We start from the raw sequence: 25,338 nt of genomic DNA on the forward strand, positions 1-25,338 counted from the left end.
CACAATGGCAACTATTAAAGTAACTCAAACTAAAAGCTCAATTGGTCGCCTACCTAAGCACAAAGCTACTTTGCGCGGTTTAGGCCTTCGTAAAATCAACCATACAGTAGAACTTGAAGATACTCCGTGTGTACGCGGTATGATCAACAAGGTTTACTACATGGTTAAAGTTGAGGAGTAATCATAATGTTTTTGAATACTCTAGCACCAGCTGCGGGTTCAAAGCCTTCTAAGAAGCGCGTTGGCCGTGGTATTGGTTCAGGCCTAGGTAAAACTGGTGGCCGTGGCCATAAAGGTCAAAAGTCGCGTTCAGGCGGTAAAGTTCGTCCAGGTTTCGAAGGCGGTCAGATGCCATTGAAACAACGTCTACCAAAATTCGGTTTCACTTCTCGTAAGAGCCTAGTGTCTGCTGAAGTTCGTCTAGCTGAGCTAGCGAAAGTAACAGGTGACGTGGTTGATCTAAACAGCTTGAAAGCTGCAAACGTTGTTACAAAGAACATCGAGTTTGTTAAAGTTGTTCTTTCTGGCGAGATCAGCAAAGCAGTGACTGTTAAAGGTCTGCGTGTTACTAAAGGCGCGCAAGCTGCAATCGAAGCTGCAGGCGGTAAAATCGAGGCATAATCTCGAGGATTGAGGTACAGATGGCTAAGAAACCAGGACAAGATTTTCGTAGTGCTCAGGGCGGCTTGGGTGAGTTAAAATCGCGCTTATTATTCGTAATTGGTGCACTTTTAGTATTCCGAGCGGGCTCTTTTGTGCCGATTCCTGGTATTGACGCAGCTGTACTTGCCGATTTGTTCGAACAGCAAAAAGGTACCATCGTTGAAATGTTTAACATGTTCTCCGGTGGTGCTCTTTCGCGTGCATCTATCTTTGCATTGGGCATCATGCCGTATATTTCGGCATCTATTGTTGTCCAATTGCTTACAGTAGTTCATCCAGCGTTAGCGGAACTCAAGAAAGAGGGTGAAGCAGGCCGTCGTAAGATCAGCCAATATACGCGTTATGGCACGCTTGTACTTGCAACATTCCAAGCTATTGGTATCGCAACAGGTCTACCAAACATGGTCAACAATCTGGTCGTTATCGACCAAACCATGTTTACCCTAATTGCTACCGTGAGTTTAGTAACTGGCACCATGTTCTTGATGTGGTTAGGTGAACAAATTACAGAGCGCGGAATTGGTAACGGTATTTCGTTACTTATCTTTGCAGGTATTGTTGCTGGATTGCCTTCAGCAATCGGACATACTATCGAGCAAGCGCGTCAAGGTGAACTGCATGTACTTCTTCTGTTGTTGATTGCGGTAGTTGCTTTTGCTGTTATTTACTTCGTTGTTTTCATGGAGCGTGGTCAGCGTCGAATCGTCGTTAACTATGCGAAGCGTCAACAAGGTCGTAAAGTTTTTGCAGCGCAAAGCACACACTTGCCATTGAAAATTAATATGGCTGGTGTGATACCTGCGATTTTTGCATCAAGTATTATCCTGTTCCCAGGAACACTGGCTCAGTGGTTTGGTCAGAACGGTGAGAGCAGCACATTCGGTTGGTTAACTGATGTGTCTTTAGCTCTTAGCCCAGGTCAACCTCTGTATGTAATGCTTTATGCAGCAGCGATTATATTCTTCTGTTTCTTCTATACAGCGTTGGTATTTAACCCACGTGAAACAGCAGATAACTTGAAGAAGTCAGGTGCATTCGTACCCGGTATCCGCCCAGGAGAACAGACAGCGAAATATATCGATAAAGTGATGACACGTTTAACCTTAGCGGGTGCGTTATACATTACCTTTATCTGTCTGATCCCTGAGTTCATGATGGTCGCATGGAACGTACGTTTCTATTTCGGCGGAACATCACTACTTATCGTAGTTGTTGTAATCATGGACTTTATGGCACAGGTTCAGACACATATGATGTCCAATCAATATGAGTCTGTGTTGAAAAAAGCGAACCTGAAAGGCTACGGTCGATAATTCGACTATACTACCTTCAGGTCAGATTTACGGAGTTTAGCAATGAAAGTTCGTGCTTCCGTTAAAAAAATCTGCCGTAACTGTAAAGTTATCAAGCGTAACGGTGTCGTTCGCGTGATTTGCAGTGAGCCAAAGCATAAGCAACGCCAAGGCTAATTAGCAGAAATTTTTACTTGAAAATTAAAGGTTGGTCGAGTATATTCCTCGGCCTACCTTTTGCGTGCAAAAGAAGTAGTATGCCGCAGCGTATCCTCTACGGGCTTTGCTGCGGATAATTCTTTATATAAAGTACCTAGGAGTGAATAGTGGCCCGTATAGCAGGCATTAACATTCCTGATCAAAAGCATGCTGTTATCGCATTAACTGCGATCTACGGCATCGGTAAAACTCGCTCGCAAGCTATTCTTGCTGAAGTGGGTATTGCTGAAGATGTTAAGATCAGTGAACTAACTGAAGAGCAGATCGATCAACTGCGTGATGGTGTAGCTAAATACACTGTAGAGGGTGATCTACGTCGTGAAGTTTCCATGAACATCAAGCGTCTTATGGACCTTGGTTGTTACCGTGGTCTTCGTCATCGTCGCAGTCTACCACTACGTGGACAGCGTACTAAAACCAATGCTCGCACCCGTAAGGGTCCGCGTAAGCCGATCAAGAAATAATCGGGAAGGGTAAGTACAATGGCTAAACAACCAACACGCGCACGTAAGCGCGTACGCAAGCAAGTTGCTGATGGCGTAGCGCATATCCACGCATCTTTCAACAACACAATCGTGACTATCACTGACCGTCAAGGTAACGCTCTAGCATGGGCTACTGCAGGTGGTTCAGGTTTCCGTGGTTCTCGTAAGTCTACTCCGTTCGCTGCACAGGTTGCTGCAGAACGTTGTGCTGAAATGGCTAAAGAATACGGTCTAAAGAACTTGGAAGTTATGGTTAAGGGTCCTGGTCCAGGTCGTGAATCTACTGTTCGCGCACTGAACGCAGCTGGTTTCCGTATCACTAACATCGTTGATGCGACACCAATCCCTCATAACGGTTGTCGTCCACCTAAGAAACGTCGCGTATAACGTTTCTGGGAACATTGGAGAAAGATCATGGCAAGATATTTGGGTCCTAAGCTTAAGCTTAGCCGTCGTGAAGGCACTGACTTATTTCTTAAGTCTGGTGTACGCGCGATCGATACCAAGTGTAAAATTGAGAACGCACCAGGTGTACACGGCGCTCGTCGCGGTCGTCTATCTGAGTATGGCGTTCAGCTTCGTGAGAAGCAAAAAGTTCGTCGTATCTATGGCGTACTAGAAAAACAATTCCGTAACTACTACAAAGAAGCTGCTCGCCTTAAAGGCAACACGGGTGAAAACCTACTTCAGCTTCTAGAAGGTCGTCTAGATAACGTAGTTTACCGCATGGGCTTTGGCGCAACTCGCGCAGAAGCACGTCAGCTAGTTAGCCACAAAGCTATCCTAGTTAACGGTAAAGTTGTAAACGTTCCTTCTTTCAATGTTGCGGCTAACGACGTTGTTACAATCCGTGAAAAAGCTAAAAAGCAATCACGTATCGCTGCTGCTCTAGAAGTTGCAGAACAACGCGAAAAACCAACTTGGATTGAAGTAGATGCGAGCAAGATGGAAGGTACTTTCAAGCGTTTGCCTGAACGTTCTGATCTATCAGCTGACATCAACGAACAATTGATCGTCGAGCTTTACTCTAAGTAAGGTTTAAACTAAAGAGAGGACACAATGCAGGGTTCTGTAACAGAATTTCTTAAGCCACGTCTTGTTGACATCGAACAGATCAGCACGACACACGCAAAAGTAACTCTTGAGCCATTAGAGCGTGGTTTTGGCCACACTCTTGGTAATGCACTTCGCCGTATTTTACTATCTTCTATGCCGGGTTGTGCCGTAACAGAAGTGGAAATTGAAGGCGTACTTCATGAGTACAGCACTAAAGAAGGTGTTCAGGAAGATATTCTTGAGATCCTACTAAACCTTAAAGGTTTGGCTGTTCGCGTTGCCGAAGGCAAAGATGAAGTGTTCATTACACTAAACAAATCAGGCTCGGGCCCTGTGGTTGCAGGTGACATCACCCATGATGGTGATGTAGAGATCGCTAACCCAGAACACGTTATTTGCCATCTAACAGATAGCAATGCTGAAATCGCTATGCGTATTAAAGTAGAACGTGGTCGTGGTTATGTTCCAGCTTCAGCCCGTATCCATACTGAAGAAGATGAGCGTCCAATCGGTCGTTTGCTTGTAGATGCGACTTTCAGCCCAGTAGACAAAATTGCTTACTCGGTTGATGCAGCTCGTGTTGAACAGCGTACTGACTTAGACAAGCTTGTTATCGATATGGAAACAAACGGAACTTTAGAACCTGAGGAAGCAATCCGTCGTGCAGCAACTATTCTTGCTGAACAATTGGATGCGTTCGTAGATCTACGTGATGTACGTGTACCTGAGGAGAAAGAAGAGAAGCCGGAATTCGATCCGATCCTACTCCGTCCTGTAGACGATCTTGAACTAACAGTTCGCTCTGCTAACTGTCTGAAAGCAGAAGCGATTCACTACATCGGTGATCTAGTACAGCGCACTGAGGTTGAGCTACTTAAAACGCCTAACCTTGGTAAAAAATCTCTTACTGAGATTAAAGACGTGCTTGCATCACGTGGTCTTTCTCTGGGCATGCGCTTAGAAAACTGGCCGCCAGCGTCTATCGCTGAAGATTAATCGATATTAGTTAGAAGGATTAGGTCATGCGCCATCGTAAGAGTGGTCGTCAACTCAACCGCAACAGCTCACATCGTAAAGCGATGTTCAGCAATATGGCTAGCTCTCTTGTACGTCATGAAGTTATCAAGACTACATTGCCAAAAGCAAAAGAGCTACGTCGCGTAGTTGAGCCATTGATTACACTAGCTAAGACTGACAGCGTTGCTAACCGTCGTCTTGCATTTGCTCGCACTCGTGATAACGAAGTTGTAGCAAAATTATTTAACGAACTAGGTCCACGTTTTGCTGCTCGTCAGGGCGGTTACACTCGTATCCTAAAAGCTGGCTTCCGTGCTGGCGATAAAGCTCCAATGGCTTACATTGAGCTTGTAGATCGTCCAGAAGCAGAAGTTGCTGCTGAGTAATCAGTAAGTTCGCTAAACAGAAAGCCGAGCATTTATGCTCGGCTTTTTTGTTTTCTAACCCTAAACCACCTTTTACGAAGGTGGTGATTGTCCTTTTGGGCTATGCCCGAAAGGCATTAAGGTTAAGGGACAGGGTATACAATAACGCTTAAAAGTTATGATTCGACAAAAATACGGAGTGTAATGGATGTTCTCTGCCGTAGAAGTTGAATACTAAAGCGCTCACCGACGCTAGTCATATAACTGGATGTGTTATAGCCCCTTTATAGGTGGCTTTTTAATTATTGATACTTTTCTTTTCCACTGATTGTCTAGGAATGGATTTAGCAGTGGTCACCGATATCCCACTCTGTTTTATCTGTGGTGTTTTCTTTTTTTTGATGAAGAGTTTTGCTCCAACCTCTGATTTCTCGATACAGTCTGGGGGAGACACCAGCATGCTGTTTAAATTGTTTATTAAACTGAGAGAGGGAGGTGAAACCTGCTTCCCAGGCAATATGGGTAATGGTGAGGGATGAGCTGCTAAGTAAATGGCATGCCTTGTCTACCTTTTGTCCAATAAGGTATTCGATATAGCTGACCCCAAATATTTTTTTAAAGTGGCGGGTGAAAGTGGATACCGACATATTCATTTGGCTCGCCATTTGTGTGAGTGTTAGCGGGGCGTTGTGATTGTCGTTTATGGCACAAATAATATTTTGTACTCGCTGGCTACTGTCTTGGTGGTAAGCGTGTCTTAAATAGCGGATTGGTACCTGCTGGGCGAGACTGAGCAAAAAACGCAAAAAAGCTAGCAGCCGTTGCTCGTCTTTTTGCTGGTAGATTTGCTCATAAAGTTCAACTTGTTTTGTTTTTAGAGAGAATAGCGCCCCTCGTTTGAACCAGTCAATTACACCTTCCAGTCGATATAGCTCCTGAAATTGCCGGAATAACGTTTCTAATACCAGTTCTTTGACATGAATATAGCGGGATGTAAAGTAGTTGCCGTCATCTAGGTTGCTAAATGCGTGGGGCAGATTAGGACCAATAAGCAGTAAATGATGTTGGCTTAGCTTGTGTTGGTTCTCCCCGATAATGCTGCTTACTCCCCCTTGGGAAATAAATACCATTTCATACTCTGGGTGAATATGGATCGGGCAAAAGAAGAGACGACCCGAAAAGACTTTACAGCTTAGACTCGTGCCTTGTTGAATATCTAGTGGCTCAAAAACGGGATAAGTCGTCATGCAGTTTCTTTATCGTAGGTTATTGATTTTTAAATGATACAGGTTTCTTATGGCAGGCTATTGAGAATCACTTCACAGTTTATTCACTATGAGCAGATAACGGTACTGGTTGAGTAAATTGGCTAAGTGAATCTTCTCTCAATATGTTGTTATGGTGGCACTTACAACGACGAAATATTAAAGGTGCCCTATGACATATCTAAAGCTCGCTTTACTCACGATGACTCTGTGTGAAACGCTCACACTGAGTATTCCTGCCTATGCCTATCAAATCGAAACAGTCACGATTGACGGCCAGTCAATAAAGAAACATCACCAAGCCATGGTTGTACTCCCAAATGATTACAATGATGAGCAAGAGTATCCAGTGGTGTATGTACTGCATGGTTGGAGTGGAGACTTTAGCTCATGGACTGGAAGTACAGCCATTGCCAAACAGGCCGACCTCCATCAAATGATACTGGTGATGCCTGATGGCAACTACGATAGATGGTACATCGACAGTCCGGTCGTAAAAGACTCTAACTATCAGAGTTATATTGCTAAGGATGTCGTGAGCTACATAGACAAACACTATTCAACTAAGAAGGATCGAACTCAAAGGGCCATTACTGGGTTAAGTATGGGAGGATTCGGTGCTTTGAATATCACACTGATGAATACCGACATCTTCGGTAACGTTGGCAGTATCAGTGGTGGCGTTAATCCAGCTAATTTTGCTTACAACTGGGGCTTGGCCAACGTCTTTGGTGACCCCGTGAAGAACCGGGAATATTGGGATAGAAAAGCTATTAAGTTTAGCAGTCACAAGTTCTTAGCTGGAGTCAATTTGGTGTTGGATTGTGGTAGCGATGACTTCTTTATTAATGACAACCGGGAACTGCATCAGGTACTCAATAGTTACAAAGTGGCTCATGATTACACCGAACGCCCGGGAGGCCATACTTGGGATTACTGGAATAATGCTATTCAGTACCAGATGCTGTTTTTTGCCGATAAGTTCGCGCAAAAATAAGGGTTACGTATGTAAGTCAACCAGAGTGCGCTTGGTGGTGCGCTCTATTATCACAAAAATAAGCAGCAGAGGGAAAACACTGATGCTGAAGACCAGACAGCTGTTTAGCTGGAAGCTAAGTAAGAGCATGAATATTAATATTTTTGTTCCTGATGATTATGACCCTCAAGAGTGTTATCCGGTACTCTATTTACTCCATGGCTATGGCAACAGTTATCAAGGTTTTTTGCCTAACTTGAAGCTTGATTACCTGGCGCAACGTATGATCAACGAAGGTAAGATTGTGCCGCTAATTATAGTGGCACCAAATATTGATAATAGTTTCGGTCTCAATTCTTCCTCGTCAACTGAGATGTTGGGCGATGCACCACAACAGGCGTTTTATAAAGGTCTCTACCGAGATTACTTGATCTTCGAAGTGATCCCATACATTGAACGTCACTATTCGACGTACACCGATCGGAGTTATCGTTTTATTGGTGGAGCTTCAATGGGCGGTTTTGCTGCGTTACATGCAGCGTTTCACTATCCTGAGTTGTTTTCAAAAGTGGGAGGCCATATGCCCGCGATTCTTCTGGACTCTTCTTGCCGTGAGTTTACCTCTTGGGTTTATCCAGATCAGGAAGCTCGAATGGAGCGAGATCCTATCGCTCTAACTAGCGTACAGGACCTTGCTGGCTTGGAGGTGTATCTGGATTGCGGCGAAGACGATAGCTTCCAGTTTTTTACTGGCGCTAAGCTGCTGCACAAAGCGCTACAGGCGCACGGCTACCGAAGTCAGTATCACCAACACCCTGGCGGTCATGACGACGAGTATCTACAACAGCATTTGCAGGACTATTTGTTGTTTTATGCGGGCAGTCGTGAATCGGCTCTAAATGAGAAAGAAAAGCGGAATGAATAAGAACGGAGGCGGTGACGCCTCCGCGTTTTAATGAAGTCGTGCTTACTCCGCATTCAGCGCTTGTTCCAAATCTTCAAGAATGTCATCAATGTGCTCTATGCCGACAGAGAGACGAATCATTTCTGGAGAAACGCCCGCTTGTTTCTGTTCTGTTTCAGATAGCTGACGGTGTGTCGTTGAGGCAGGATGACAAGCCAGTGATTTTGCATCACCGATGTTCACCAGACGTTTAAAGATCTTCAGAGCATCGTAGAATCGAACACCTGCATCGTATCCATCCTTTAAGCCGAAAGATAAAATTCCCGAAGGCTTACCTTTCATGTATTTCTGGGCAAGTGGGTAGAATTTTGAATCTTCTAACCCTGCATAGCTAACCCAGCTCACTTTGTCGTGGTTTTGCAGATACTGAGCGACTTTGAGTGCGTTTTCACAATGTCGTTCCATGCGCAGTGATAGTGTTTCCAAGCCCTGCATTAACATAAACGCGTTCATCGGTGACATGGCAGAGCCGGTGTTACGAAGTGGTACGGTACGAGCGCGACCAATAAACGCTGCCGGTCCAAAAGCTTCGGTATACACAACATCATGATATGAAGGTTCAGGGTTGTTTAAGGTTGGAAAGCGTTCTTTGTGTTCAGTCCAAGGAAACTTACCTGAATCAATGATCATTCCACCAAGTGTTGTGCCATGTCCGCCAACATACTTGGTTAGTGAATGCACCACGATATCTGCACCAAACTCAATCGGTTTACATACAGCCGGTGAAGCAACGGTGTTATCTACAATAACAGGAACCCCTTGCGCGTGTGCCAGTTCAGCCACGCGTTCTAAATCAACAATGTTACCTGCTGGGTTACCAATAGATTCACAGTAAACGGCTTTGGTATTTTCATCGATCAATGCCGCTAGGCTTTCAGGGCTATCATCTTTGGCAAAGCGTACTTCAATGCCCATGTTAGGGAACATGTGAGCAAATAGGGTGTAAGTACCACCATAGAGTTGCGGTGTGGAAACAATATTATCGCCAGCCTGAGCCAATGTTAGGATTGCGTAATGAATCGCTGCGCTTCCTGCACTAACAGCCAGACCTGCAATACCACCTTCTAATGCTGCCATGCGCTTTTCTAGCACATCATTGGTTGGATTCATAATGCGAGTATAGATATTACCCGCGACGGCTAGGTTGAACAGATCAGCGCCGTGCTGAGCATTGTCAAACTCGTAGGCGACGGTTTGATATATAGGTGTTGCCACAGATTTAGTGGTGGGATCGGTCTCGTAGCCGAAATGTATAGCTAAAGTCTCGTCTCTCATTACTCTTTTACTCGTCCTTGGAAAAATAAAAGAATTGCACACAGATTAGGCAACAGACAAGAAGAAGTGTGTTTGTTTTTTATGCAGTTATAAACGCGTCACAAATGTGTTTAAGTGACGCGTTTGCGAAAAGAGTTATTGCCACAGAGAGCTTAGTGAGCCCAACAAATCTGAAGATGCGCCTTGGCTAGTTAGATACTGCAAGACCAGCGGAGCAAATTGGGCAACCATACTCGAATCTAATCCAAGTTTATTGAACACATTATTCACCGCTTCCATATTGGCAATTTTGGCAATTGCACTGCTTGACTCCGAAAGGCTGGTTAATTGATTTAGCCCTGGCAACAAGGTTTCCAGTTCAGAGCTGTTAGAGTCAGAAAGCTGGTTTTGAGCAAGAGCCAATAAGCTACCAACACCTCCGGCTGCTTGTGTCTGAGAAACAGGAAGCTGACTAGTAATTTGGGTCAGTAACGCCGAGTTAGATTCAGTTTGAGATAAAGTACTGCTAACCATACTAGAGAGATCGTTACTTTCACTGAGTTTGCTCAAGAATGCGTAGCTGGGAGCGGTAAAAATGGTGCTAGCAAGGACAGTGACTATGATGGATTTTTTCATTCTGATTCTCACGGACGAATAAAGTTGAATATCTTAAGTCTAGATAAAAAAAGCGACGCTGAGCGCCGCTTTAATCATCAAATTTCGCAAAATTCTGAATTACAGAATAGCAAGTAGTTCTACTTCGAATACTAGAGCTGCAAATGGAGGAATCGCTGCACCTGCGCCACGCTCACCGTATGCAAGGTCGTGAGGGATGTAGAGTTTCCACTTAGAACCAACAGGCATCATTTGTAGAGCTTCAACCCAACCTTTGATTACGCCTGTAACAGGGAATTCTGCTGGCTGACCGCGAGATACAGAGCTGTCAAATACAGTACCGTCTACTAGTTCACCGTGGTAGTGAACACGTACAGATTTGTCTGCAGATGGGATTTCACCAGTACCTTCAGTAATCACTTCGTATTGTAGACCTGAGTCTAGAACAGTCACTTCTGAACGTAGTGCGTTATCTTGAAGGAAAGTTTCGCCTTCAGCAGCTGCTACTTTAGCTGCTTCTTTACGCGCTTCTTCTGCACGAGTGTGCATAGCTTGTAGAGCTTTGTTGATTTCGTCTACTTCGATAGCTGGCATGTCGCCCACTAGCGCTGTTGCGATACCAGCAGCAATAGCGTCAACGTTTAGACCTTCAAGGCCACTACCTGCTAGTTGCTGGCCCATTTGTAGACCGATACCGTAGCTAGCTTTCTGCTCAACGGTTTCAAATTTAACTTCAGACATAAATGTCACTCTTTTTAAGATAAAACAAAGTCCAAAGGATAACAGTTTCGAGCTAGTGATGAAACGCCAGAACCCAATTCGTTTGATAAACTCTAACTGAACCGTTGTGTTGAGGTGACTTCTGCATATAAGGTGTGACTAAGCGCAGATCCCAAAGAAAAATCTTCAAGATTGTGTAAAGCTTTATTAGATAACAGGGTGAGGCTCTATACTCATGGCTCTTGAGTTTTTATACTGAGTCTACGAAGTAAAGGAACGGATAAAAATGAACCGTCGACATAAGAAAAAGCAGCAGACAGATTACATCGCATTGGCTCAGGATAAGTGGAACGCTATTGATTGGCAGGCTTATCTCGACAATGTGAAGCGTTTATGGTCGCTATTACCGAAGTTTCACCAAAAGGCACTGATGGTATTGGTACCTCTAGTGCTTGTTATTGGTTTGATTCCATTCCCAGATAACGCAAGCTCAAATTCTCCTGAACCCGTGAATAAGCGTGTCGAACTTGATATTAATACTCGTGGATTAAGCGAACAGAAAGCATCGAACAGTTCGCCTTTGGAATCCAACGCTTGGCGCGAATATACGGTACAGAAAGGGGATACGCTTTCTCAGGTTTTCCGTATTAATGAACTGCCGATGAGTGATTTAAACTCGCTGGTTAAGATTGAAGGCTCAGACAAGCCGTTAAGCCATATCCAACAAGGTCAGTTAATCCGTTTTAAACTCGCTGAGGATGGCAATTTGGATATATTGCAGCTTGAGCGCAATGGTCAGTCAGTAATGTTCTTTAAGCTATCTGAAGGTGGATTTGGTCGAAGTAAATGATATTAATGCCAGTCTAATTACTGGCATTAATAAGTTTTTTCTGACTACGTTTTTTTAATAGCTGAATTTTAGGAATCAGTGGCAATACTATCATCCCAATACCTACCCAAGTCAGCATATCGGGGATTTCATCGAACCACATGACCCCAAATAATACGACAAAAAGTAAACCTGAATATTCAGCTAATGCTATTTGGTTAGCGGCGGCTCGCTGATAAGCGATAACTGCCAATCCATTGTAAGAAAGCACCAGCAATGCACTTAATGCAATCCAGCCTAGCTGAACCCATGTCATTGGCTGCCAGTTAATAGAGGCCAGTATTGCTGCTATCGGCAGAGAAAACAGGCTAGTCCACATTAATGTCGTAATAACAGTCTGCTCTTTCGGAATACGCTTCGCCAATATGTTAAACAGAGCCAATGTAAACGCTGTGACTAATGCAAATCCTGCAGCCCAGTGGAAGTTTTGCGGGCGTAGCACAATAAGCACGCCACAAAATCCAAAGAGGGTCGCTAATATCTTAGTACTGCTCGGTTTTTCTTTCAGTAACCACATTGATAGTGGCAGCATCAGAATAGGTGCAGCATAAAAAACAGCATTGGCGGTTGCCAGTGGAAGGTAAGTAATAGCTACCAACATACAACCGCTACCGATAAGTACCAAATGTGCTCTTAAAGCCGTCATCGACGTACTTAAAAGCACTCTTTGCTCCCTAGGTTGCCTCAGCCAAAGTGGCAATACGATGAGCAGAGATATCAGCTGACGTAAAAACATATACTGAAATGCTGACACTTCACCCGCGAGCATCTTTACTGAAACGTCAGATAACGAAGCTGCGAGATTGCCAACGATAAGTGCAATGAGAGCTACCGAATAAGCTGACATTAAGCGATTCGCTTCATTTCAATGTGTGGGATGTCATCTTCCAAATACATTTCTGAAGTCTGTTCAAAGCCATGTTGTCCGTAGTATTTAGCGAGATGTTGCTGGGCACTAATAGTGATATCTTCGTTGGGCCAACGTTGCTGACACTCATGTAAAGCTTGAGACATGAGCTTATGGCCTAAACCATCGCCACGAGCACTTTGTTTGGTCACGACTCTGCCAATACTCAATGTTGAGTAGCTGATGCCTTTAGGTAACAGGCGCGCACACGCTACCAGTTCTTCACCTTTGTAACCGAGTAGGTGGAAAACACCCTCTACACGATCTTTATTGTCCAGTTCCGGATATGGACAGGTTTGTTCTACAACAAACACATCGACTCTTAGTTTCAGCATTTCATAGAGTTGCGTGGTGGAAAGTTCAGAAAATGAAAGGCACTGCCAATTGAGCATGACGACTAACTCCTTGTATTTAATTTGGCAACAATCTAGCAGGATGGTTAGGGGAAGACATTAACAAAAGTTAATTGGTAAACGATTGATGAAATTAATCGAATATTCATTGGTGGTGAGGGGCAAAAATAACGATAATAGGCGATTATTTTTTCGTATAGCTAGGGCTAATAGACCCTAAAGGACATCCCCTTGAGTGATACTTCATTTTCGGCTTTAAACCTTAAGCCAGAATTGCTTTCTAACCTTGAAACTATCGGCTTTACCAACATGACGCCGATTCAAGCACAATCGTTGCCAGCGATTCTTAAAGGACAGGATGTCATTGGCCAAGGAAAAACAGGATCAGGTAAAACGGCCGCGTTTGGTCTCGGTGTGCTGTCTAACTTGGATGTAAAACGCTTCCGAGTTCAGGCATTAGTACTTTGTCCAACACGTGAGTTAGCTGACCAAGTAGCAACGGACATCCGTACACTAGCTCGCGCTATTCACAATATTAAAGTGCTGACGCTTTGTGGCGGCATGCCGATGGGACCTCAAATTGGTTCCCTAGAGCATGGCGCGCATATCTTGGTTGGTACGCCAGGACGTATTCTTGATCATCTAAGCAAAGATCGAATCGATTTGAGCGAACTGAATACGCTTGTACTCGATGAAGCTGACCGCATGCTAGACATGGGTTTCCAAGATGCGCTAGAAGCGATTATCGATCAAGCTCCGGCTAAGCGTCAGACGTTGCTATTCAGTGCTACCTATCCTGATTCAATTCAGCAGATCGCGCAGAAAGTGACTCATGATGCATTGATGATTAAAGTCGCAGCGACTCACGATACCTCAAGCATCAAGCAATACTTCTACAAAGTTGAAGGTAGTGAAGCGCGTGATGACGCGCTAGAAGCTTTATTGCTGAAACATCAGCCGGAATCGTCAGTAGTGTTCTGTAATACTAAACGCGAAGTACAGCATGTGGCTGATGAACTTCATCACCGCGGTTTTAGCGTGATTGAACTGCACGGTGACATGGAACAACGTGAACGTGACCAAGCTTTGGTTCAGTTTGCCAACAAGAGTATCTCAATTCTGGTTGCAACGGATGTGGCAGCTCGTGGTTTAGATGTGGATAACCTTGACGCAGTATTTAACTTTGAGCTTTCTCGTGATCCAGAAGTACACGTGCATCGTATTGGCCGTACTGGCCGCGCAGGAAGTAAAGGACTAGCGTTTAGCTTCTTCAGTGAGAAAGAGATGTACCGCGTGGCTCAGATTGATGAGTACATGGATATCGCGATCGAACCTGCAACTCTGCCACAGAAACCTTCGGGAGTAGCTCCATATCAAGCGTCTATGGTGACAATCCAGATCGATGGCGGGAAGAAGCAGAAAGTGCGTGCCGGAGATATTTTGGGTGCGTTGACATCTGACGGTGAACTCTCTGCCGCTCACATCGGCAAAATTAACCTATCTGCCATGCGTTCTTATGTGGCGGTTGAGAAAGGTATCGCGAAAAAAGCACTGAGCAAATTGTCGAACGGCAAAATGAAAGGACGTCAGTTCCGCGCCCGTTTCATCAAATAGCTTGAATTATGCCCCTCTTAAGCGCGCTTTGATGCGGCTTAAACTGATCGGGGTTATACCTAAATAAGCGGCAACGTGAATATCGCTGAGCCGCTTCATTAAGTCAGGAAACTGCTGACACATAATCTGATATCGCTGTTCCGGGCGATACAAAAGCATAAACCTTTCTTTGTTTTCCTTATGCATCAATTGCGTTTCAAGCAACTTGATATAGAGCGGATGTGAGGTTTTTTTCCATTGGTTCAGGTATTCAATTGGCAAACAGAGCAGAGTTACTGGGCTCAGTGTTTCAAGTAAGTAGGGATAGGGTGCTTGTTTTATCAAGCTTTCAAATCCGATGATCCAATCTTGTTCCCAATAGAACTCTTTACTGAATGTTTTGCCTTCTTCTGTAAGGTAGCTGGCGTGACATATACCGTGGCTGACAAAATACAGATGGCTGGCCATTTGCCCTTGATTGACCAGAATATGACGAGTTGGAAGTTCAAGCGGGGACGAAACTTCAAATAACTGGAGTGCTTCTGCGCTACTGAATCCATATTCCAGCATTTGTTTTATAAAATTATCGTAGATAGCTTGATCCCGCATCGTCATTACTCTTTTGCCTCAAATAAAAAGCCGCAGCGAATGCTGCGGCTGGTATTTTACAGGAATCTAGGATTATTTTTGTAGATTGATTCGGTAAACACCGAAACCAACTTCATCTGTTGCTACCAATTCCATTGGGTATTGGCCTTTGTCTTTGATAAATTTCGCCGCTTTTTCACTTGGTGAAGTTTCAAAACGAATATCGAGCTTAGTCTCAGACTTGATTGGTGCAAATGACCAGTTGTTGTCTGCACTTGGCGTCACTTCACCTTGCTCTTTGCTTACGCGAGCAATGTAATCTGCGACTACAGTGCGGTTTTCATCTGGTGAATCAAATGCGATGAAATCTGAACCTGTTCCAGGGAACTTGTTGCTGTATGCACGGTAGTTGTTAGTCGCAATCAGGAACGTCTGCGCAGTATCAATTGGCTTACCTTTATATGTCAGGTTAACAATGCGCTGAGAATCAGGATTGATAACTTTACAGTCGCCGTCGTACTTCGCTGGCTTAGTGATATCGATTTGGTAGTTTACGCCATCGATAACGTCGAAGTTATAAGTGCGGAAGCCATCCCAATCGATTAGTGATTGCGGCTCACTTGAGTTCACATCAATTTGTTTAAACTGACCCGCTGAACATTCCAGCCACTCTTTGACTTTTTTCCCTGACACTTTCAAGGTGACTAGCGTATTAGGGTATAGGTATAAGTCCGCTGCGTTACGGAAAGTCAGTTCACCCGATTCTACTTCAGTAAAGTTTGATGGGTCATTCTTACGACCACCTGCTTTGAACGGCGCTGCAGCTGAAAGCACTGGCAAACCATCTAGGTTTGGATCGCCTTGAATAAAGCGTTCTACGTAATCTTTTTGTGCCAAGCTTACTATTTGAACTGTTGGGTCATCTTGTACTAATGCTAGGAAGCTGTACATCACGTCATTCGATTTACCAATCGGTTGGTTAACAAACTCACGAGTGCCTTTATGGTCTGCTTCAAGCGCTTTTACGATACCTGCATCTGCTTCAACCAGAGCTTTCTTGCTCGCTTTATCAAAGATAGGACGAGCTTCTGATTGACCATTGGTGACTGCCCACTTGCCATCTTTTTGCTCAAGAGTCAGATCCATTACACCAACGTGGCTACCCCAACGTCCCGGCATAACAGCCGTTACACCATTGATGGTGCCTTTCTCAATGTCTGCACCAGCAACTTTTGCAAATTCTTTACTCGGGAATACCGCGTGCGAGTGACCGAATGCAATAGCGTCAATGCCTGCTACTTTTGTTAGGTAGTAAACCGAGTTTTCCGCACCTGACTGATACTCTTCGGTTGAGATACCAGAGTGTGGAATCGCAACAATGACGTCAGCGCCTTTCGCTTTCATTTCTGGGATCAGCTTTTCAGCGGTCTTCTTAATGTCACGGGCAATCACACGGCCATCAAGGTTCTTCTTATCCCACACCATGATTTGTGGTGGAACGAAACCGATGTAACCGACTTTAACTTCGTGTGCTTTGCCGTCTGTATCTTTGAAGGTATGCGTTTTAATAATGTAAGGCTGGAATAGGTGCTCACCAGTTGATGCGTTGTAAACGTTGGCGTTGACGTAAGGGAACTTCGCATCGTTGATGGTTTCTTGGAGGAAATCCAAACCATAGTTAAATTCGTGGTTACCAATGTTACCTACATCGTAAGAGAGTTGGTTCATTGCTTTGTAGACAGGGTGAACTTCGCCAGCTTTAATGCCTTTCGCTGCCATGTAGTCACCCATTGGGCTACCTTGGATCAAGTCACCGTTATCAACCAGAATACTGTTGGTTGCTTCTTCGCGTGCTTGTTTTACTAACGTTGCTGCACGAGTCAAACCAATTTGTTCTGATGGTTTGTCTTTGTAATAGTCATAATCCATCACGTTAGTGTGAATATCAGTTGTCTCGATAATACGTAGTTTGATCGTATCCGCCATAGAGGGACCGGCCATGGTCAACAAACCACCTAAAATGGCAATCGATAGAGGTTTGACTGCAACTGTCATTGTGTACTCCAATTGATAGGGAAAGTGATAACTCGATAAATGTATCAAGTTATTATGAAACAATGATTTCATATTCTATAAAAGTGTGATGTTAGGCGTTCAAATGGTCCGATTTGGTGCTAGTTGTCACTATTTCGCCCCAAGATGTCACACTCCTAGTTTCTTAATATAGAAGCTCTTTTCCCCTTTGCTGCCTCCCCATGCCAACTACTTATCAGTTTTTCGAATAAAAAATGAAATTTTAGAATTTCAGGTAATAAGAAGAAGCCACCATAATGCTTTCATCAATTGGTAAAGGATGACAATCATGGCTGGCTCAGAAAACGTTTCAACGCTGCCAAAGCAGAAAAAAACACGCTTAGTCGCTGTTGATGGCGCTGCACCAGAAAGCAAATGGACGAGTCTTTCTCGCAGCCAGCTTCAGGCGGGTGAAGTGGCATTAGTCGGAGCAGGGCCGGGAGACCCAGAACTGCTGACGATTAAAGCGCTTAACTTGCTGCAACAGGCGGATGTGGTTTTGTATGACTACCTCGTCTCTGACGACATCATGGCTCTGGTTCCATCGGACACTATTTTGGTTTGTGTCGGTAAGCGAGCTGGTCATCACAGCGTTCCTCAGGAAAAAACCAATCAACTATTAGTGGACTTTGCTAAGCAAGGTCATCGAGTGGTTCGCATTAAAGGTGGCGATCCATTTATGTTTGGTCGCGGTGGTGAAGAGCTGGAAGTGTTGTTTGACGCGGGTATCAAGTTTCAGGTCATTCCCGGAATTACCGCAGCAGCAGGGGCGACCGCTTATGCAGGTATACCTCTCACTCATCGTGATTTTGCTCAGTCAGCTCTGTTTGTCACTGGTCATCTCAAAGCCGAAGCAGCGGATATGGACTGGTCTACGCTGGCGCGTGGTAATCAGACTTTAGTGATTTATATGGGTTTGATGAAATCGAGCACCATCGCTCAGCAGCTCATTGAACATGGGCGAAATGCATCAACACCGATTGCGATTATTGAACGTGGTACTCAGTCATCCCAGAAGGTTTTCCGTGGTCAGCTTAGCGAATTGCCCCAGCTTGCCGCTCATGCCGAGTCTCCGTCACTGATTGTGATTGGTGAAGTGGTGGCCTTGGCAGACAAACTTCAATGGTTCAACGACAGCTCAACACGTCAAGAACAGTATCAATACGCATAAATACATTTATTGGTTGGGCTCTTTAATTTTATAAACCAAAAGCCCGCCAAGCCATAAGGCAGCTAAAAGGAAGCACGCAAAATGGATCAACAACGCTTAACCCATTTAAAACAGCTTGAGGCCGAAAGCATTCACATTATTCGTGAAGTTGCTGCGGAGTTTGCAAACCCAGTGATGATGTATTCCATCGGTAAAGACTCATCCGTGATGCTTCATTTGGCACGTAAAGCGTTTTATCCGGGCAAAATCCCATTTCCTCTTCTCCATGTTGATACTGACTGGAAATTCCGCGACATGATCGCGTTCCGTGACGCGACAGCGAAAAAGTATGGCTTTGAGCTTTTGGTACATAAGAACCCAGAAGGTCTTGAAATGGGCATCAGCCCGTTCGTACACGGTTCTTCAAAGCACACTGACATCATGAAAACTCAGGGCTTAAAACAAGCCTTAAACAAGTACGGGTTTGACGCAGCTTTTGGTGGTGCCCGCCGTGATGAAGAGAAGTCTCGTGCAAAAGAGCGCGTGTATTCGTTCCGCGATAAGAACCATACCTGGGACCCTAAAAATCAACGCCCTGAGCTTTGGAAAACCTATAACGGTCAGATTAACAAAGGTGAGAGCATCCGTGTGTTCCCGCTTTCAAACTGGACTGAGCTGGATATCTGGCAATACATCTATCTGGAAAATATCGAAATCGTTCCTCTGTATCTCGCTGCGGTTCGCCCAGTAGTAGAAAGAGACGGCATGTTGATCATGGTGGATGACGAGCGTATGGAAATCCAACCTCATGAAGAAGTCCAACATAAGAGTGTTCGATTCCGTACTTTAGGTTGTTACCCATTAACGGGGGCTATCGAATCAGAAGCCAACACGTTGACTGAGATCATCGAAGAGATGTTAGTCGCAACATCTAGTGAACGTCAGGGACGTGCGATCGACCATGATCAGTCTGGATCAATGGAATTGAAAAAACGCCAAGGTTATTTCTAAGGATCTAAGGAAATAGAATGAATAGTGCAGTTCAAGCAGAGCTTTTAGAGCTCGGTATCGAAGGTTACCTGAGTCAACACCAACATAAATCGCTACTTAGATTCCTAACCTGTGGTTCAGTAGATGATGGTAAAAGTACTTTAATTGGTCGTCTGCTACACGACTCAAAACAGATTTATGAAGATCAACTTGCAGCAGTTCACTCTGACAGTCAGCGCGTTGGCACAACCGGTTCCCGTCCTGATCTCGCATTGCTGGTGGATGGCCTGCAAGCAGAACGTGAGCAAGGCATTACCATTGATGTGGCTTACCGTTATTTCTCAACGCAGAAACGTAAGTTCATCATTGCAGATACTCCGGGACACGAGCAATACACCCGCAACATGGCTACAGGCGCTTCAACCTGTGATTTGGCGGTTATCTTGATTGATGCGCGTAAAGGCGTTTTGGATCAGACTCGTCGCCACTCGTTTATCTCAAACCTGTTGGGCTTGAAGCATTTCATCGTAGCAGTAAACAAGATGGATCTCGTGGATTACTCACAGCAACGGTTTGAAGAGATTCGCGCAGAATATCTGGAGTTCTCTAAGCATCTGCAAGGCGAGACAGATATTCAAATTATTCCTATCTCTGCTTTAGAGGGAGATAACGTTGTTGAGAAAGGTGAAAACCTCCGCTGGCATAAAGGTCCTGCATTGCTTGAGCTATTGGAAACAGTCGATATCGACCATGAAAAGGGCAGCGGCGAGTTTCGTTTTCCTGTGCAGTACGTTAACCGCCCGAATCTCGATTTCCGTGGTTTTGCTGGCACTATTTCATCAGGTTCAGTCAGTGTTGGTGACAAAATCAAAGCGTTGCCATCAGGAAAAACCTCGACCGTTAAGCGCATTGTGACTTTCGATGGTGATTTAGAGACTGCACAGGCAGGTTTAGCGGTCACGCTGACTCTGGCTGATGAAATTGATATCAGTCGTGGTGATTTGATCGTGCTTGAAAACGCACAAGTTGAATCAACCAATCATCTGCTTGCTGATGTGGTGTGGATGACTGAGCAGCCACTCAAGGTTGGCCGTGAATATGACATTAAGATCGCAGGTAAGAAGAGCGTTGGTCAGATTACCTCTATTCGTCACCAGTACGATATTAATAACCTGTCTACTTTCCAGACTGAAGAATTGCCACTGAATGGTATTGGTCTGTGTGAATGGACATTTAACGCTCCGATTGCTTTAGACAAATATCTGGATTGTGCGGATACCGGTGGCTTCATCGTGATTGACCGTCTGACTAACGTTACCGTTGGTGCTGGATTAGTTCGTGACAGTTTACAGAATGTAGCGCAACAACAAGGTCAGTTCTCTGCATTTGAAGTAGAACTCAATGCATTGATTCGCAAACATTTCCCTCATTGGGATGCGAAAGATTTAACTCAGCTGCTAAAGTCATAACAGTCAGAAGAATAAGGAAAAGGTTATGGATTCTTCATCAAGTGCTAAAGATGAGAATATCGTTTGGCATCAGCACTCGGTAGATAAAAACCTGCGTGCGGAGTTAAAGCAGCAAAAGCCAGCTGTTCTTTGGTTTACCGGACTTTCTGGCGCGGGTAAATCGACGATTGCGGGCGCACTTGAGACGCGTCTCGCTCAGTTGGGCTATCACACCTACTTACTGGATGGCGACAATGTCCGTCACGGTTTGTGTTCTGATCTTGGCTTTTCTGAGCAAGACCGCCGTGAGAACATTCGTCGCATCGGTGAACTGGCTAAACTGATGGCGGATGCAGGGCTTATCGTGTTGACGGCGTTTATTTCACCTCATCGGGCAGAGCGTCAAATGGTGCGTGATTTATTGCCCGAAAGTGAATTTATGGAAGTGTATGTGAACACCTCTCTGGAAGTGTGTGAACAGCGTGACCCGAAAGGCTTGTACAAAAAAGCACGAGCAGGAGAAATTGCCAACTTCACAGGCATTGATTCCGCTTATGAAGCGCCTTTAGAACCAGAAATTGACTTACCCGCAGGTGACGAGAATATCGATACGCTGGTCGATTTATGCATTGCTGAGATGGCGAAACGCAAAATCATCTTTCAATAGAAATCGCATAAACTAAAAAGTCAGGCCTAGAGCCTGACTTTTTCTTTTATACGGTGTGGTGAATGGAACTTTTCACATCGGTATGTACAGTAAATTTCTGATTCAACATCGCGACCACCTGATCGTAATACTGGGAGTTCGGTTTGTGACCGAGTAATCGGCACAGCTCATTACCCGTAGGACTAAAACGGTAGTAGAGCAATCTCACGCCTTTGGTTGACGCTTGCAAAGATAAGCTCGTGCCTTGATAAGTGAGTAATAGTGGCGGGTCCAGTTCAATCTCACCGGATTCCAACTCTGTAGCGTGCACAAGTCCCAGCTCGATTAACACCAGTAAACTGGAGTAGGGAAGCTGGTGGTTCCCGATATTAATCGTTGTCACTGAGTCTCTTTTACTGAGGCTGAACATACCACTGGGTACCTTCATCCCAAACAGAAGCTTCAAACTCGAATCCGTACCAAAACTACACGCAAGTGCCGCTGCTCGCTGAAGAATTTGCGCCTCTTTCGGCGTCATATCTTTGAGGATTTGTAACGCCTTCATTGAGGTAAACCCCGGATTGGTGGTTTCGCGTTTCAGCACTTGAGCCCAAAGGCGCTGCATCGAGGAGTTGTGGATGTCTTGTGCCATTTCGAAAAAACGGTAGAGCCAATCCTGATCGGGATCGCCAGCGGTTTCGTTTCTACAAGAAACATGCGCCAGCTTTACAATCTGTTCCAGATTCTTCTGCTTCTGAGCTTTGATCTCTTGTTCACGCTTTAATGCGCGCTCTAAAGGTGTTTTTTGCGGAGGAACTTTGTGTAGCAGAGCATCAATACCATGTTGTTGAGCGATCGCGTATATACGGCTTGCGCTGTCTTTTACATAGTTAGATTTTTTGTCTTGGCTGTTTTCCGTTGTTGCTTCGTGTTCAATAACAACAGGTTGTTTCTGTTCGGCCATGGGGTCCCTGAGGATGCTACTTTCAGACATGGAATAAAATGTACTCTGTAAAACTAGAGTCGGCTAGTGAAACTATTGAATAATGTGCATAAATTTGCGCTACCACAAATGATAATAAGTTGTTAAAATTGTTATCATGTTTGTGAGGTGCTTATGAAGTATTGGAAAGATAATAGATTTAAAAAGCACCTGTCGACAGCTTTACTCTTTGCGGTATACATATCAGTGTTGGGATACTTGTCTACCTACATTTCCTAGAGTTTAGTCACTAAACAGGTGCTCAATTTTTTAACAAAATTTACATGTCATCGTATTCGGCTATTTCTGTGCCTTCAATGACATAACCTGTGTCCGCCAGTTCAACGCTCATAGACTCTGTCTTGAGCGTTCCTATCACGTACACCACATCCCAAAGCTGTTGGATTGGTGCTCCTTGTGGGAATTTCACGTAAATAATTTGATTTGGCGGCGGTGGTGGCACATGAATACAGGCTCCAAAATACGGGACCAACAAAAACTCGGTCACTGTATTCTCATCCCCTTCTAAAGGGATCACAAAGCCCGGAATTTTTACCGTGCTGCCGTTTAACTCAGGGCGAACCGCTCCTAGCTGAGACTGTTGTGCCGGAGCCTCACCATCATGATTCGCCGCAGGCATGCCTTGCTGATTGAACTGGTTGCGCTCACTCTCTGGCACCAAGTCAATCCAATCGAGAGTTAGAACATCCTCAGCGCTTTGAGCAGTCGCTGTAAAAACTGGTAGCAGTACCAGCATAAAACTTAAAAGCAGTTGTTTCATATTTGTTCCTAGACTAGAGCCTGATCGTCATACCATCACTGAGTGACTGTCTGTAAGCTCTGATTGCTGGAATAAACCCAATTAAGATGCCAGCGCTCTGCACATAAGCAAGAAGCTGCCATTCGTAGCGGGTAATTCCATTGAGTTCGATCTGAATACCGTATTGGCTTTCAATCAATGGCGCGGCGATACCCAGCAAGCCATATAAACCGACAAGACCAACAGTAATTCCGAGCAAAGTTAAGACACTTGCTTCACTGACTAGCAGGGAGAATACATGTTTTGGCCTTGCGCCCATAGCCCTCAGTATTGACATTTCACGTCTGCGTTCTTGCAAGCTGGTTAACAGGCTGCTGAGCATACCAAGTAAGCCTGCGACGACAACGAAAATCGATACCGCCATCAACGCCTGTTCAGCTACGGACATCATGCCCCATAACTCGTGTAATGCTACACCCGGCATAATCGCGCTAAGCGGCTCTTTACGGTATTCATTGATTTGTCTTTGCAAAGCAAAGGTCTGAATTTTGGATTTTAAACCGATCATCATGGCAGTGATCTGTTTAGGTTCAAATTGGTGATGCTCCAGTTGAGCTTGGTCTGGTGAATGACCTAAGTGCGCGCCAGATTCCCAACCAACATGGATCGCTTCAATGGCTTGCAGAGAAACGTGCACAGTTTTGTCTACAGGGGTGCCGGTTGGCGCAAGAATTCCTACCACTTTAAAAGGCAAGTTGTCGTGACGGCTGAAACCGACATCACTGATACCGTGAGCGATAATGATTTCACTGCCAATGTGATACCCCAGTTTCTTGGCAACATCAGAGCCCAAAACCGTCTCAAATAAGCCTTTAAATTCTTTACCTTGGCTAAAAGTGAGTGGTTGCTTACTTCCATAACGGAAGTGTTCAAAATAACTCTTATTAGTTCCCATTACTCGGAAACCTTTGTGCGAGTCACCCAGTGAAATAGGAATCGCCCACTTAACGGATTTATGCTGACTAAATTCTTGGTAGCTTTTCCAGTCAATATTGTTGGTGGCGTTGCCAATGCGGAATACTGAGTAGAGCAGTAAGTTCACCTGACCAGAACGACCACCGACGATAAGATCGGTTCCTGACACGGTATTGGCGAAACTGCTTTTTGCCTGGGTACGAATACGTTCAACACCCATAAGCAGAATAACGGAAATAGCCACCGTCATAATGGTTAGCAGAGCCGTGGTTTTACGATTAAGTAAACTTTTCCACGCTAAACTGGCGATCACTTTCATTGTTGGTCTCCTGCTCGGTTGAGTGTTGGCAGGTGTATCACTCGCTCAAACAGACTCTCCAATGTCGGGTCATGGCTGACAAACACCAGCGTTGAACCAACACGGTTAGCTTCTTCCATCAACAGTTCAATGAAAGCGCTGCGATTATCGTAATCAAGTGCAGACGTTGGCTCGTCAGCAATAACAATTTTAGGTTCACCAATTAAAGCTCTTGCCGCTGCAACACGCTGCTGCTGGCCAATACTGAGGTCAATGACAGGCTTTTCTCGTACCGATTTAGGTAAATGAAGTTTGTCTAATAACTCATGGGCTCTTTGCGTGAGGCTGCCGGTGACATTGCTTTTACGTTGGCTGGAAAACTGGCAGGGAAGAACAATGTTTTCCACTACAGAGAGATAAGGCAGCAAATTAAATTGCTGAAAAATATAGCCAATATTGTCGGCGCGAAAGCGGTCTCTTTGACTCGAAGAGAGCTGGGTAAGGTTGCTACCAAGTAGCTGCACTTCACCTTGAGTCGCAACATTGATCCCTGTTAACAGACTGAGCAGAGTGGACTTGCCGCAGCCACTAGGGCCTTTGATAAATACGTGCTCATTTGTTTTTACGCTTAAATGTTCAATGTCGAGTGTTGCGCTATCGCTATTAGGCCACTGAAAGATCACTTTATTCAGTTCAATTACTGCTGGGTTTGAATCGATTTGAAAACTGGACATCACTGCTCCCTATAAAAATGGGTAAGTGAGTGCTTACCCATAGGTCGAATTTTATAAAGGA

29 protein-coding genes are annotated in these 25,338 nt (G+C 44.7%); 17 read left to right on the top strand and 12 right to left on the bottom strand.

Annotated features, from left to right (window positions below):
* Positions 1 to 4 precede the first annotated feature (4 nt).
* From rpmD to rplQ, 9 genes are all read left to right on the top strand, one after another.
* Positions 5 to 181, top strand: a complete 177-nt coding sequence (gene rpmD / locus HKI82_RS14075) for a 50S ribosomal protein L30 (RefSeq protein WP_000201159.1) — start codon at positions 5 to 7, stop codon at positions 179 to 181.
* 5 nt (positions 182 to 186) lie between these two features.
* Complete coding sequence (rplO, locus tag HKI82_RS14080; protein ID WP_102941159.1) at positions 187 to 621, top strand: 50S ribosomal protein L15; 435 nt, start codon at positions 187 to 189, stop codon at positions 619 to 621.
* Between the two features lie 20 nt (positions 622 to 641).
* The gene (gene secY, locus HKI82_RS14085; RefSeq protein ID WP_042485221.1) at positions 642 to 1,976 is read left to right on the top strand and encodes a preprotein translocase subunit SecY; all 1,335 of its coding nucleotides are present in this window, start codon (positions 642 to 644) and stop codon (positions 1,974 to 1,976) included.
* 42 nt (positions 1,977 to 2,018) lie between these two features.
* Positions 2,019 to 2,132, top strand: a complete 114-nt coding sequence (gene rpmJ / locus HKI82_RS14090; RefSeq protein WP_000868186.1) for a 50S ribosomal protein L36 — start codon at positions 2,019 to 2,021, stop codon at positions 2,130 to 2,132.
* Between the two features lie 149 nt (positions 2,133 to 2,281).
* On the top strand, positions 2,282 to 2,638 hold the full coding sequence (gene rpsM, locus HKI82_RS14095; protein WP_005450559.1) for a 30S ribosomal protein S13: 357 nt from the start codon (positions 2,282 to 2,284) through the stop codon (positions 2,636 to 2,638).
* 18 nt (positions 2,639 to 2,656) lie between these two features.
* Positions 2,657 to 3,046, top strand: coding sequence for a 30S ribosomal protein S11 (gene rpsK / locus HKI82_RS14100; RefSeq protein WP_001118870.1), 390 nt, complete (start codon positions 2,657 to 2,659; stop codon positions 3,044 to 3,046).
* A gap of 27 nt (positions 3,047 to 3,073) precedes the next feature.
* Positions 3,074 to 3,694 (top strand): 30S ribosomal protein S4, encoded by a 621-nt coding sequence (rpsD, locus tag HKI82_RS14105; RefSeq protein ID WP_042485224.1) that lies wholly within the window; start codon positions 3,074 to 3,076, stop codon positions 3,692 to 3,694.
* 24 nt (positions 3,695 to 3,718) lie between these two features.
* Entirely contained in the window at positions 3,719 to 4,711 is a 993-nt protein-coding gene (locus HKI82_RS14110; RefSeq protein WP_102941158.1) for a DNA-directed RNA polymerase subunit alpha, read from the top strand.
* A 26-nt stretch (positions 4,712 to 4,737) separates the two neighbouring features.
* Complete coding sequence (gene rplQ / locus HKI82_RS14115) at positions 4,738 to 5,118, top strand: 50S ribosomal protein L17 (RefSeq protein ID WP_042485229.1); 381 nt, start codon at positions 4,738 to 4,740, stop codon at positions 5,116 to 5,118.
* Positions 5,119 to 5,441: 323 nt separating this feature from the next.
* Here rplQ and HKI82_RS14120 read toward each other — a convergent pair whose 3' ends face one another.
* The gene (locus HKI82_RS14120; protein WP_171138358.1) at positions 5,442 to 6,344 is read right to left on the bottom strand and encodes an AraC family transcriptional regulator; all 903 of its coding nucleotides are present in this window, start codon (positions 6,342 to 6,344) and stop codon (positions 5,442 to 5,444) included.
* Positions 6,345 to 6,534: 190 nt separating this feature from the next.
* On the opposite strand from HKI82_RS14120, the gene HKI82_RS14125 reads away from it, so the two are divergent.
* Both HKI82_RS14125 and HKI82_RS14130 read left to right on the top strand, forming a co-directional pair.
* Positions 6,535 to 7,359, top strand: coding sequence for an alpha/beta hydrolase (locus HKI82_RS14125; RefSeq protein ID WP_206361912.1), 825 nt, complete (start codon positions 6,535 to 6,537; stop codon positions 7,357 to 7,359).
* An 82-nt stretch (positions 7,360 to 7,441) separates the two neighbouring features.
* Positions 7,442 to 8,263 (top strand): alpha/beta hydrolase, encoded by an 822-nt coding sequence (locus HKI82_RS14130; protein WP_171138359.1) that lies wholly within the window; start codon positions 7,442 to 7,444, stop codon positions 8,261 to 8,263.
* Positions 8,264 to 8,305: 42 nt separating this feature from the next.
* On the opposite strand, the gene HKI82_RS14135 is transcribed toward HKI82_RS14130, so the two are convergent.
* The 3 genes from HKI82_RS14135 to HKI82_RS14145 all read right to left on the bottom strand — a co-directional run bounded on the left by HKI82_RS14135 (position 8,306) and on the right by HKI82_RS14145 (position 10,912).
* Positions 8,306 to 9,577, bottom strand: coding sequence for an O-acetylhomoserine aminocarboxypropyltransferase/cysteine synthase family protein (locus tag HKI82_RS14135; RefSeq protein WP_102941155.1), 1,272 nt, complete (start codon positions 9,575 to 9,577; stop codon positions 8,306 to 8,308).
* A gap of 135 nt (positions 9,578 to 9,712) precedes the next feature.
* Positions 9,713 to 10,192 (bottom strand): DUF2780 domain-containing protein, encoded by a 480-nt coding sequence (locus tag HKI82_RS14140; protein WP_102941154.1) that lies wholly within the window; start codon positions 10,190 to 10,192, stop codon positions 9,713 to 9,715.
* Positions 10,193 to 10,291: 99 nt separating this feature from the next.
* Positions 10,292 to 10,912 carry a BamJ family beta-barrel-assembly machinery protein gene (locus tag HKI82_RS14145; RefSeq protein ID WP_102941153.1) on the bottom strand — a complete coding sequence of 207 codons (621 nt, stop codon included), beginning with the start codon at positions 10,910 to 10,912 and terminating at the stop codon, positions 10,292 to 10,294.
* A gap of 265 nt (positions 10,913 to 11,177) precedes the next feature.
* Here HKI82_RS14145 and HKI82_RS14150 point away from each other — a divergent pair, with 265 nt between their 5' ends.
* Positions 11,178 to 11,741, top strand: coding sequence for a LysM-like peptidoglycan-binding domain-containing protein (locus tag HKI82_RS14150; RefSeq protein WP_102966301.1), 564 nt, complete (start codon positions 11,178 to 11,180; stop codon positions 11,739 to 11,741).
* A 13-nt stretch (positions 11,742 to 11,754) separates the two neighbouring features.
* Here the strand turns inward: HKI82_RS14150 and HKI82_RS14155 are convergent, their stop codons facing one another.
* Together HKI82_RS14155 and HKI82_RS14160 are read right to left on the bottom strand one after the other, a co-directional pair.
* On the bottom strand, positions 11,755 to 12,627 hold the full coding sequence (locus HKI82_RS14155) for a DMT family transporter (RefSeq protein ID WP_171138360.1): 873 nt from the start codon (positions 12,625 to 12,627) through the stop codon (positions 11,755 to 11,757).
* Positions 12,627 to 13,079 (bottom strand): GNAT family N-acetyltransferase, encoded by a 453-nt coding sequence (locus tag HKI82_RS14160; RefSeq protein WP_102941150.1) that lies wholly within the window; start codon positions 13,077 to 13,079, stop codon positions 12,627 to 12,629. Before HKI82_RS14160 ends, HKI82_RS14155 begins: the two co-directional genes overlap by 1 nt.
* A 192-nt stretch (positions 13,080 to 13,271) precedes the next feature.
* Between HKI82_RS14160 and dbpA the strand changes: the two genes are divergently transcribed.
* Positions 13,272 to 14,654, top strand: coding sequence for an ATP-dependent RNA helicase DbpA (dbpA, locus tag HKI82_RS14165; RefSeq protein ID WP_171138361.1), 1,383 nt, complete (start codon positions 13,272 to 13,274; stop codon positions 14,652 to 14,654).
* 6 nt (positions 14,655 to 14,660) lie between these two features.
* On the opposite strand, the gene HKI82_RS14170 is transcribed toward dbpA, so the two are convergent.
* Both HKI82_RS14170 and cpdB read right to left on the bottom strand, forming a co-directional pair.
* On the bottom strand, positions 14,661 to 15,242 hold the full coding sequence (locus tag HKI82_RS14170; RefSeq protein WP_171138362.1) for a Crp/Fnr family transcriptional regulator: 582 nt from the start codon (positions 15,240 to 15,242) through the stop codon (positions 14,661 to 14,663).
* Positions 15,243 to 15,314: 72 nt separating this feature from the next.
* The gene (gene cpdB / locus HKI82_RS14175; protein ID WP_171138363.1) at positions 15,315 to 17,276 is read right to left on the bottom strand and encodes a 2',3'-cyclic-nucleotide 2'-phosphodiesterase; all 1,962 of its coding nucleotides are present in this window, start codon (positions 17,274 to 17,276) and stop codon (positions 15,315 to 15,317) included.
* Between the two features lie 307 nt (positions 17,277 to 17,583).
* Between cpdB and cobA the strand changes: the two genes are divergently transcribed.
* From cobA to cysC, 4 genes are all read left to right on the top strand, one after another.
* Positions 17,584 to 18,465 carry a uroporphyrinogen-III C-methyltransferase gene (cobA, locus tag HKI82_RS14180; RefSeq protein WP_171138364.1) on the top strand — a complete coding sequence of 294 codons (882 nt, stop codon included), beginning with the start codon at positions 17,584 to 17,586 and terminating at the stop codon, positions 18,463 to 18,465.
* A gap of 81 nt (positions 18,466 to 18,546) precedes the next feature.
* The gene (cysD, locus tag HKI82_RS14185; protein ID WP_102941146.1) at positions 18,547 to 19,455 is read left to right on the top strand and encodes a sulfate adenylyltransferase subunit CysD; all 909 of its coding nucleotides are present in this window, start codon (positions 18,547 to 18,549) and stop codon (positions 19,453 to 19,455) included.
* 17 nt (positions 19,456 to 19,472) lie between these two features.
* Entirely contained in the window at positions 19,473 to 20,903 is a 1,431-nt protein-coding gene (gene cysN, locus HKI82_RS14190) for a sulfate adenylyltransferase subunit CysN (RefSeq protein WP_171138365.1), read from the top strand.
* A 25-nt stretch (positions 20,904 to 20,928) separates the two neighbouring features.
* A complete protein-coding gene (gene cysC, locus HKI82_RS14195) occupies positions 20,929 to 21,549 on the top strand; it encodes an adenylyl-sulfate kinase (RefSeq protein ID WP_042485261.1) in 621 nt (206 codons plus the stop codon).
* A gap of 46 nt (positions 21,550 to 21,595) precedes the next feature.
* On the opposite strand, the gene HKI82_RS14200 is transcribed toward cysC, so the two are convergent.
* From HKI82_RS14200 to HKI82_RS14215, 4 genes are all read right to left on the bottom strand, one after another.
* On the bottom strand, positions 21,596 to 22,492 hold the full coding sequence (locus tag HKI82_RS14200; RefSeq protein WP_102941144.1) for a TIGR03899 family protein: 897 nt from the start codon (positions 22,490 to 22,492) through the stop codon (positions 21,596 to 21,598).
* Between the two features lie 298 nt (positions 22,493 to 22,790).
* Positions 22,791 to 23,267, bottom strand: a complete 477-nt coding sequence (locus HKI82_RS14205) for a DUF3299 domain-containing protein (RefSeq protein ID WP_420883110.1) — start codon at positions 23,265 to 23,267, stop codon at positions 22,791 to 22,793.
* 37 nt (positions 23,268 to 23,304) lie between these two features.
* Positions 23,305 to 24,564 (bottom strand): ABC transporter permease, encoded by a 1,260-nt coding sequence (locus HKI82_RS14210; protein WP_171138366.1) that lies wholly within the window; start codon positions 24,562 to 24,564, stop codon positions 23,305 to 23,307.
* Positions 24,561 to 25,277: an ABC transporter ATP-binding protein gene (locus HKI82_RS14215; RefSeq protein WP_171138367.1), complete on the bottom strand. Its 717-nt coding sequence runs from the start codon at positions 25,275 to 25,277 to the stop codon at positions 24,561 to 24,563. Before HKI82_RS14215 ends, HKI82_RS14210 begins: the two co-directional genes overlap by 4 nt.
* Positions 25,278 to 25,338 lie beyond the last annotated feature (61 nt).

It is taken from the genome of Vibrio plantisponsor, assembly GCF_013041605.1.
GTDB classification, from domain to species: Bacteria; Pseudomonadota; Gammaproteobacteria; order Enterobacterales; family Vibrionaceae; genus Vibrio; species Vibrio plantisponsor.

Bases quoted from the DNA above. Each gene is read 5' to 3' on its own strand.
- cysD (WP_102941146.1), top strand. From the start codon at position 18,547: ATGGATCAACAACGCTTAACCCATTTAAAACAGCTTGAGGCCGAAAGC.
- rplO (WP_102941159.1), top strand. From the start codon at position 187: ATGTTTTTGAATACTCTAGCACCAGCTGCGGGTTCAAAGCCTTCTAAG.
- HKI82_RS14135 (WP_102941155.1), bottom strand. From the start codon at position 9,577: ATGAGAGACGAGACTTTAGCTATACATTTCGGCTACGAGACCGATCCC.
- HKI82_RS14110 (WP_102941158.1), top strand. From the start codon at position 3,719: ATGCAGGGTTCTGTAACAGAATTTCTTAAGCCACGTCTTGTTGACATC.
- HKI82_RS14140 (WP_102941154.1), bottom strand. From the start codon at position 10,192: ATGAAAAAATCCATCATAGTCACTGTCCTTGCTAGCACCATTTTTACC.
- cysN (WP_171138365.1), top strand. From the start codon at position 19,473: ATGAATAGTGCAGTTCAAGCAGAGCTTTTAGAGCTCGGTATCGAAGGT.
- HKI82_RS14150 (WP_102966301.1), top strand. From the start codon at position 11,178: ATGAACCGTCGACATAAGAAAAAGCAGCAGACAGATTACATCGCATTG.
- HKI82_RS14155 (WP_171138360.1), bottom strand. From the start codon at position 12,627: ATGTCAGCTTATTCGGTAGCTCTCATTGCACTTATCGTTGGCAATCTC.
- rplQ (WP_042485229.1), top strand. From the start codon at position 4,738: ATGCGCCATCGTAAGAGTGGTCGTCAACTCAACCGCAACAGCTCACAT.
- rpmJ (WP_000868186.1), top strand. From the start codon at position 2,019: ATGAAAGTTCGTGCTTCCGTTAAAAAAATCTGCCGTAACTGTAAAGTT.
- HKI82_RS14130 (WP_171138359.1), top strand. From the start codon at position 7,442: ATGCTGAAGACCAGACAGCTGTTTAGCTGGAAGCTAAGTAAGAGCATG.
- HKI82_RS14200 (WP_102941144.1), bottom strand. From the start codon at position 22,492: ATGGCCGAACAGAAACAACCTGTTGTTATTGAACACGAAGCAACAACG.
- HKI82_RS14170 (WP_171138362.1), bottom strand. From the start codon at position 15,242: ATGCGGGATCAAGCTATCTACGATAATTTTATAAAACAAATGCTGGAA.
- rpsD (WP_042485224.1), top strand. From the start codon at position 3,074: ATGGCAAGATATTTGGGTCCTAAGCTTAAGCTTAGCCGTCGTGAAGGC.
- HKI82_RS14120 (WP_171138358.1), bottom strand. From the start codon at position 6,344: ATGACGACTTATCCCGTTTTTGAGCCACTAGATATTCAACAAGGCACG.
- rpsK (WP_001118870.1), top strand. From the start codon at position 2,657: ATGGCTAAACAACCAACACGCGCACGTAAGCGCGTACGCAAGCAAGTT.
- HKI82_RS14215 (WP_171138367.1), bottom strand. From the start codon at position 25,277: ATGTCCAGTTTTCAAATCGATTCAAACCCAGCAGTAATTGAACTGAAT.
- HKI82_RS14125 (WP_206361912.1), top strand. From the start codon at position 6,535: ATGACATATCTAAAGCTCGCTTTACTCACGATGACTCTGTGTGAAACG.
- cysC (WP_042485261.1), top strand. From the start codon at position 20,929: ATGGATTCTTCATCAAGTGCTAAAGATGAGAATATCGTTTGGCATCAG.
- rpmD (WP_000201159.1), top strand. From the start codon at position 5: ATGGCAACTATTAAAGTAACTCAAACTAAAAGCTCAATTGGTCGCCTA.
- cpdB (WP_171138363.1), bottom strand. From the start codon at position 17,276: ATGACAGTTGCAGTCAAACCTCTATCGATTGCCATTTTAGGTGGTTTG.
- HKI82_RS14145 (WP_102941153.1), bottom strand. From the start codon at position 10,912: ATGTCTGAAGTTAAATTTGAAACCGTTGAGCAGAAAGCTAGCTACGGT.
- HKI82_RS14210 (WP_171138366.1), bottom strand. From the start codon at position 24,564: ATGAAAGTGATCGCCAGTTTAGCGTGGAAAAGTTTACTTAATCGTAAA.
- cobA (WP_171138364.1), top strand. From the start codon at position 17,584: ATGGCTGGCTCAGAAAACGTTTCAACGCTGCCAAAGCAGAAAAAAACA.
- secY (WP_042485221.1), top strand. From the start codon at position 642: ATGGCTAAGAAACCAGGACAAGATTTTCGTAGTGCTCAGGGCGGCTTG.
- HKI82_RS14160 (WP_102941150.1), bottom strand. From the start codon at position 13,079: ATGCTCAATTGGCAGTGCCTTTCATTTTCTGAACTTTCCACCACGCAA.
- HKI82_RS14205 (WP_420883110.1), bottom strand. From the start codon at position 23,267: ATGCTGGTACTGCTACCAGTTTTTACAGCGACTGCTCAAAGCGCTGAG.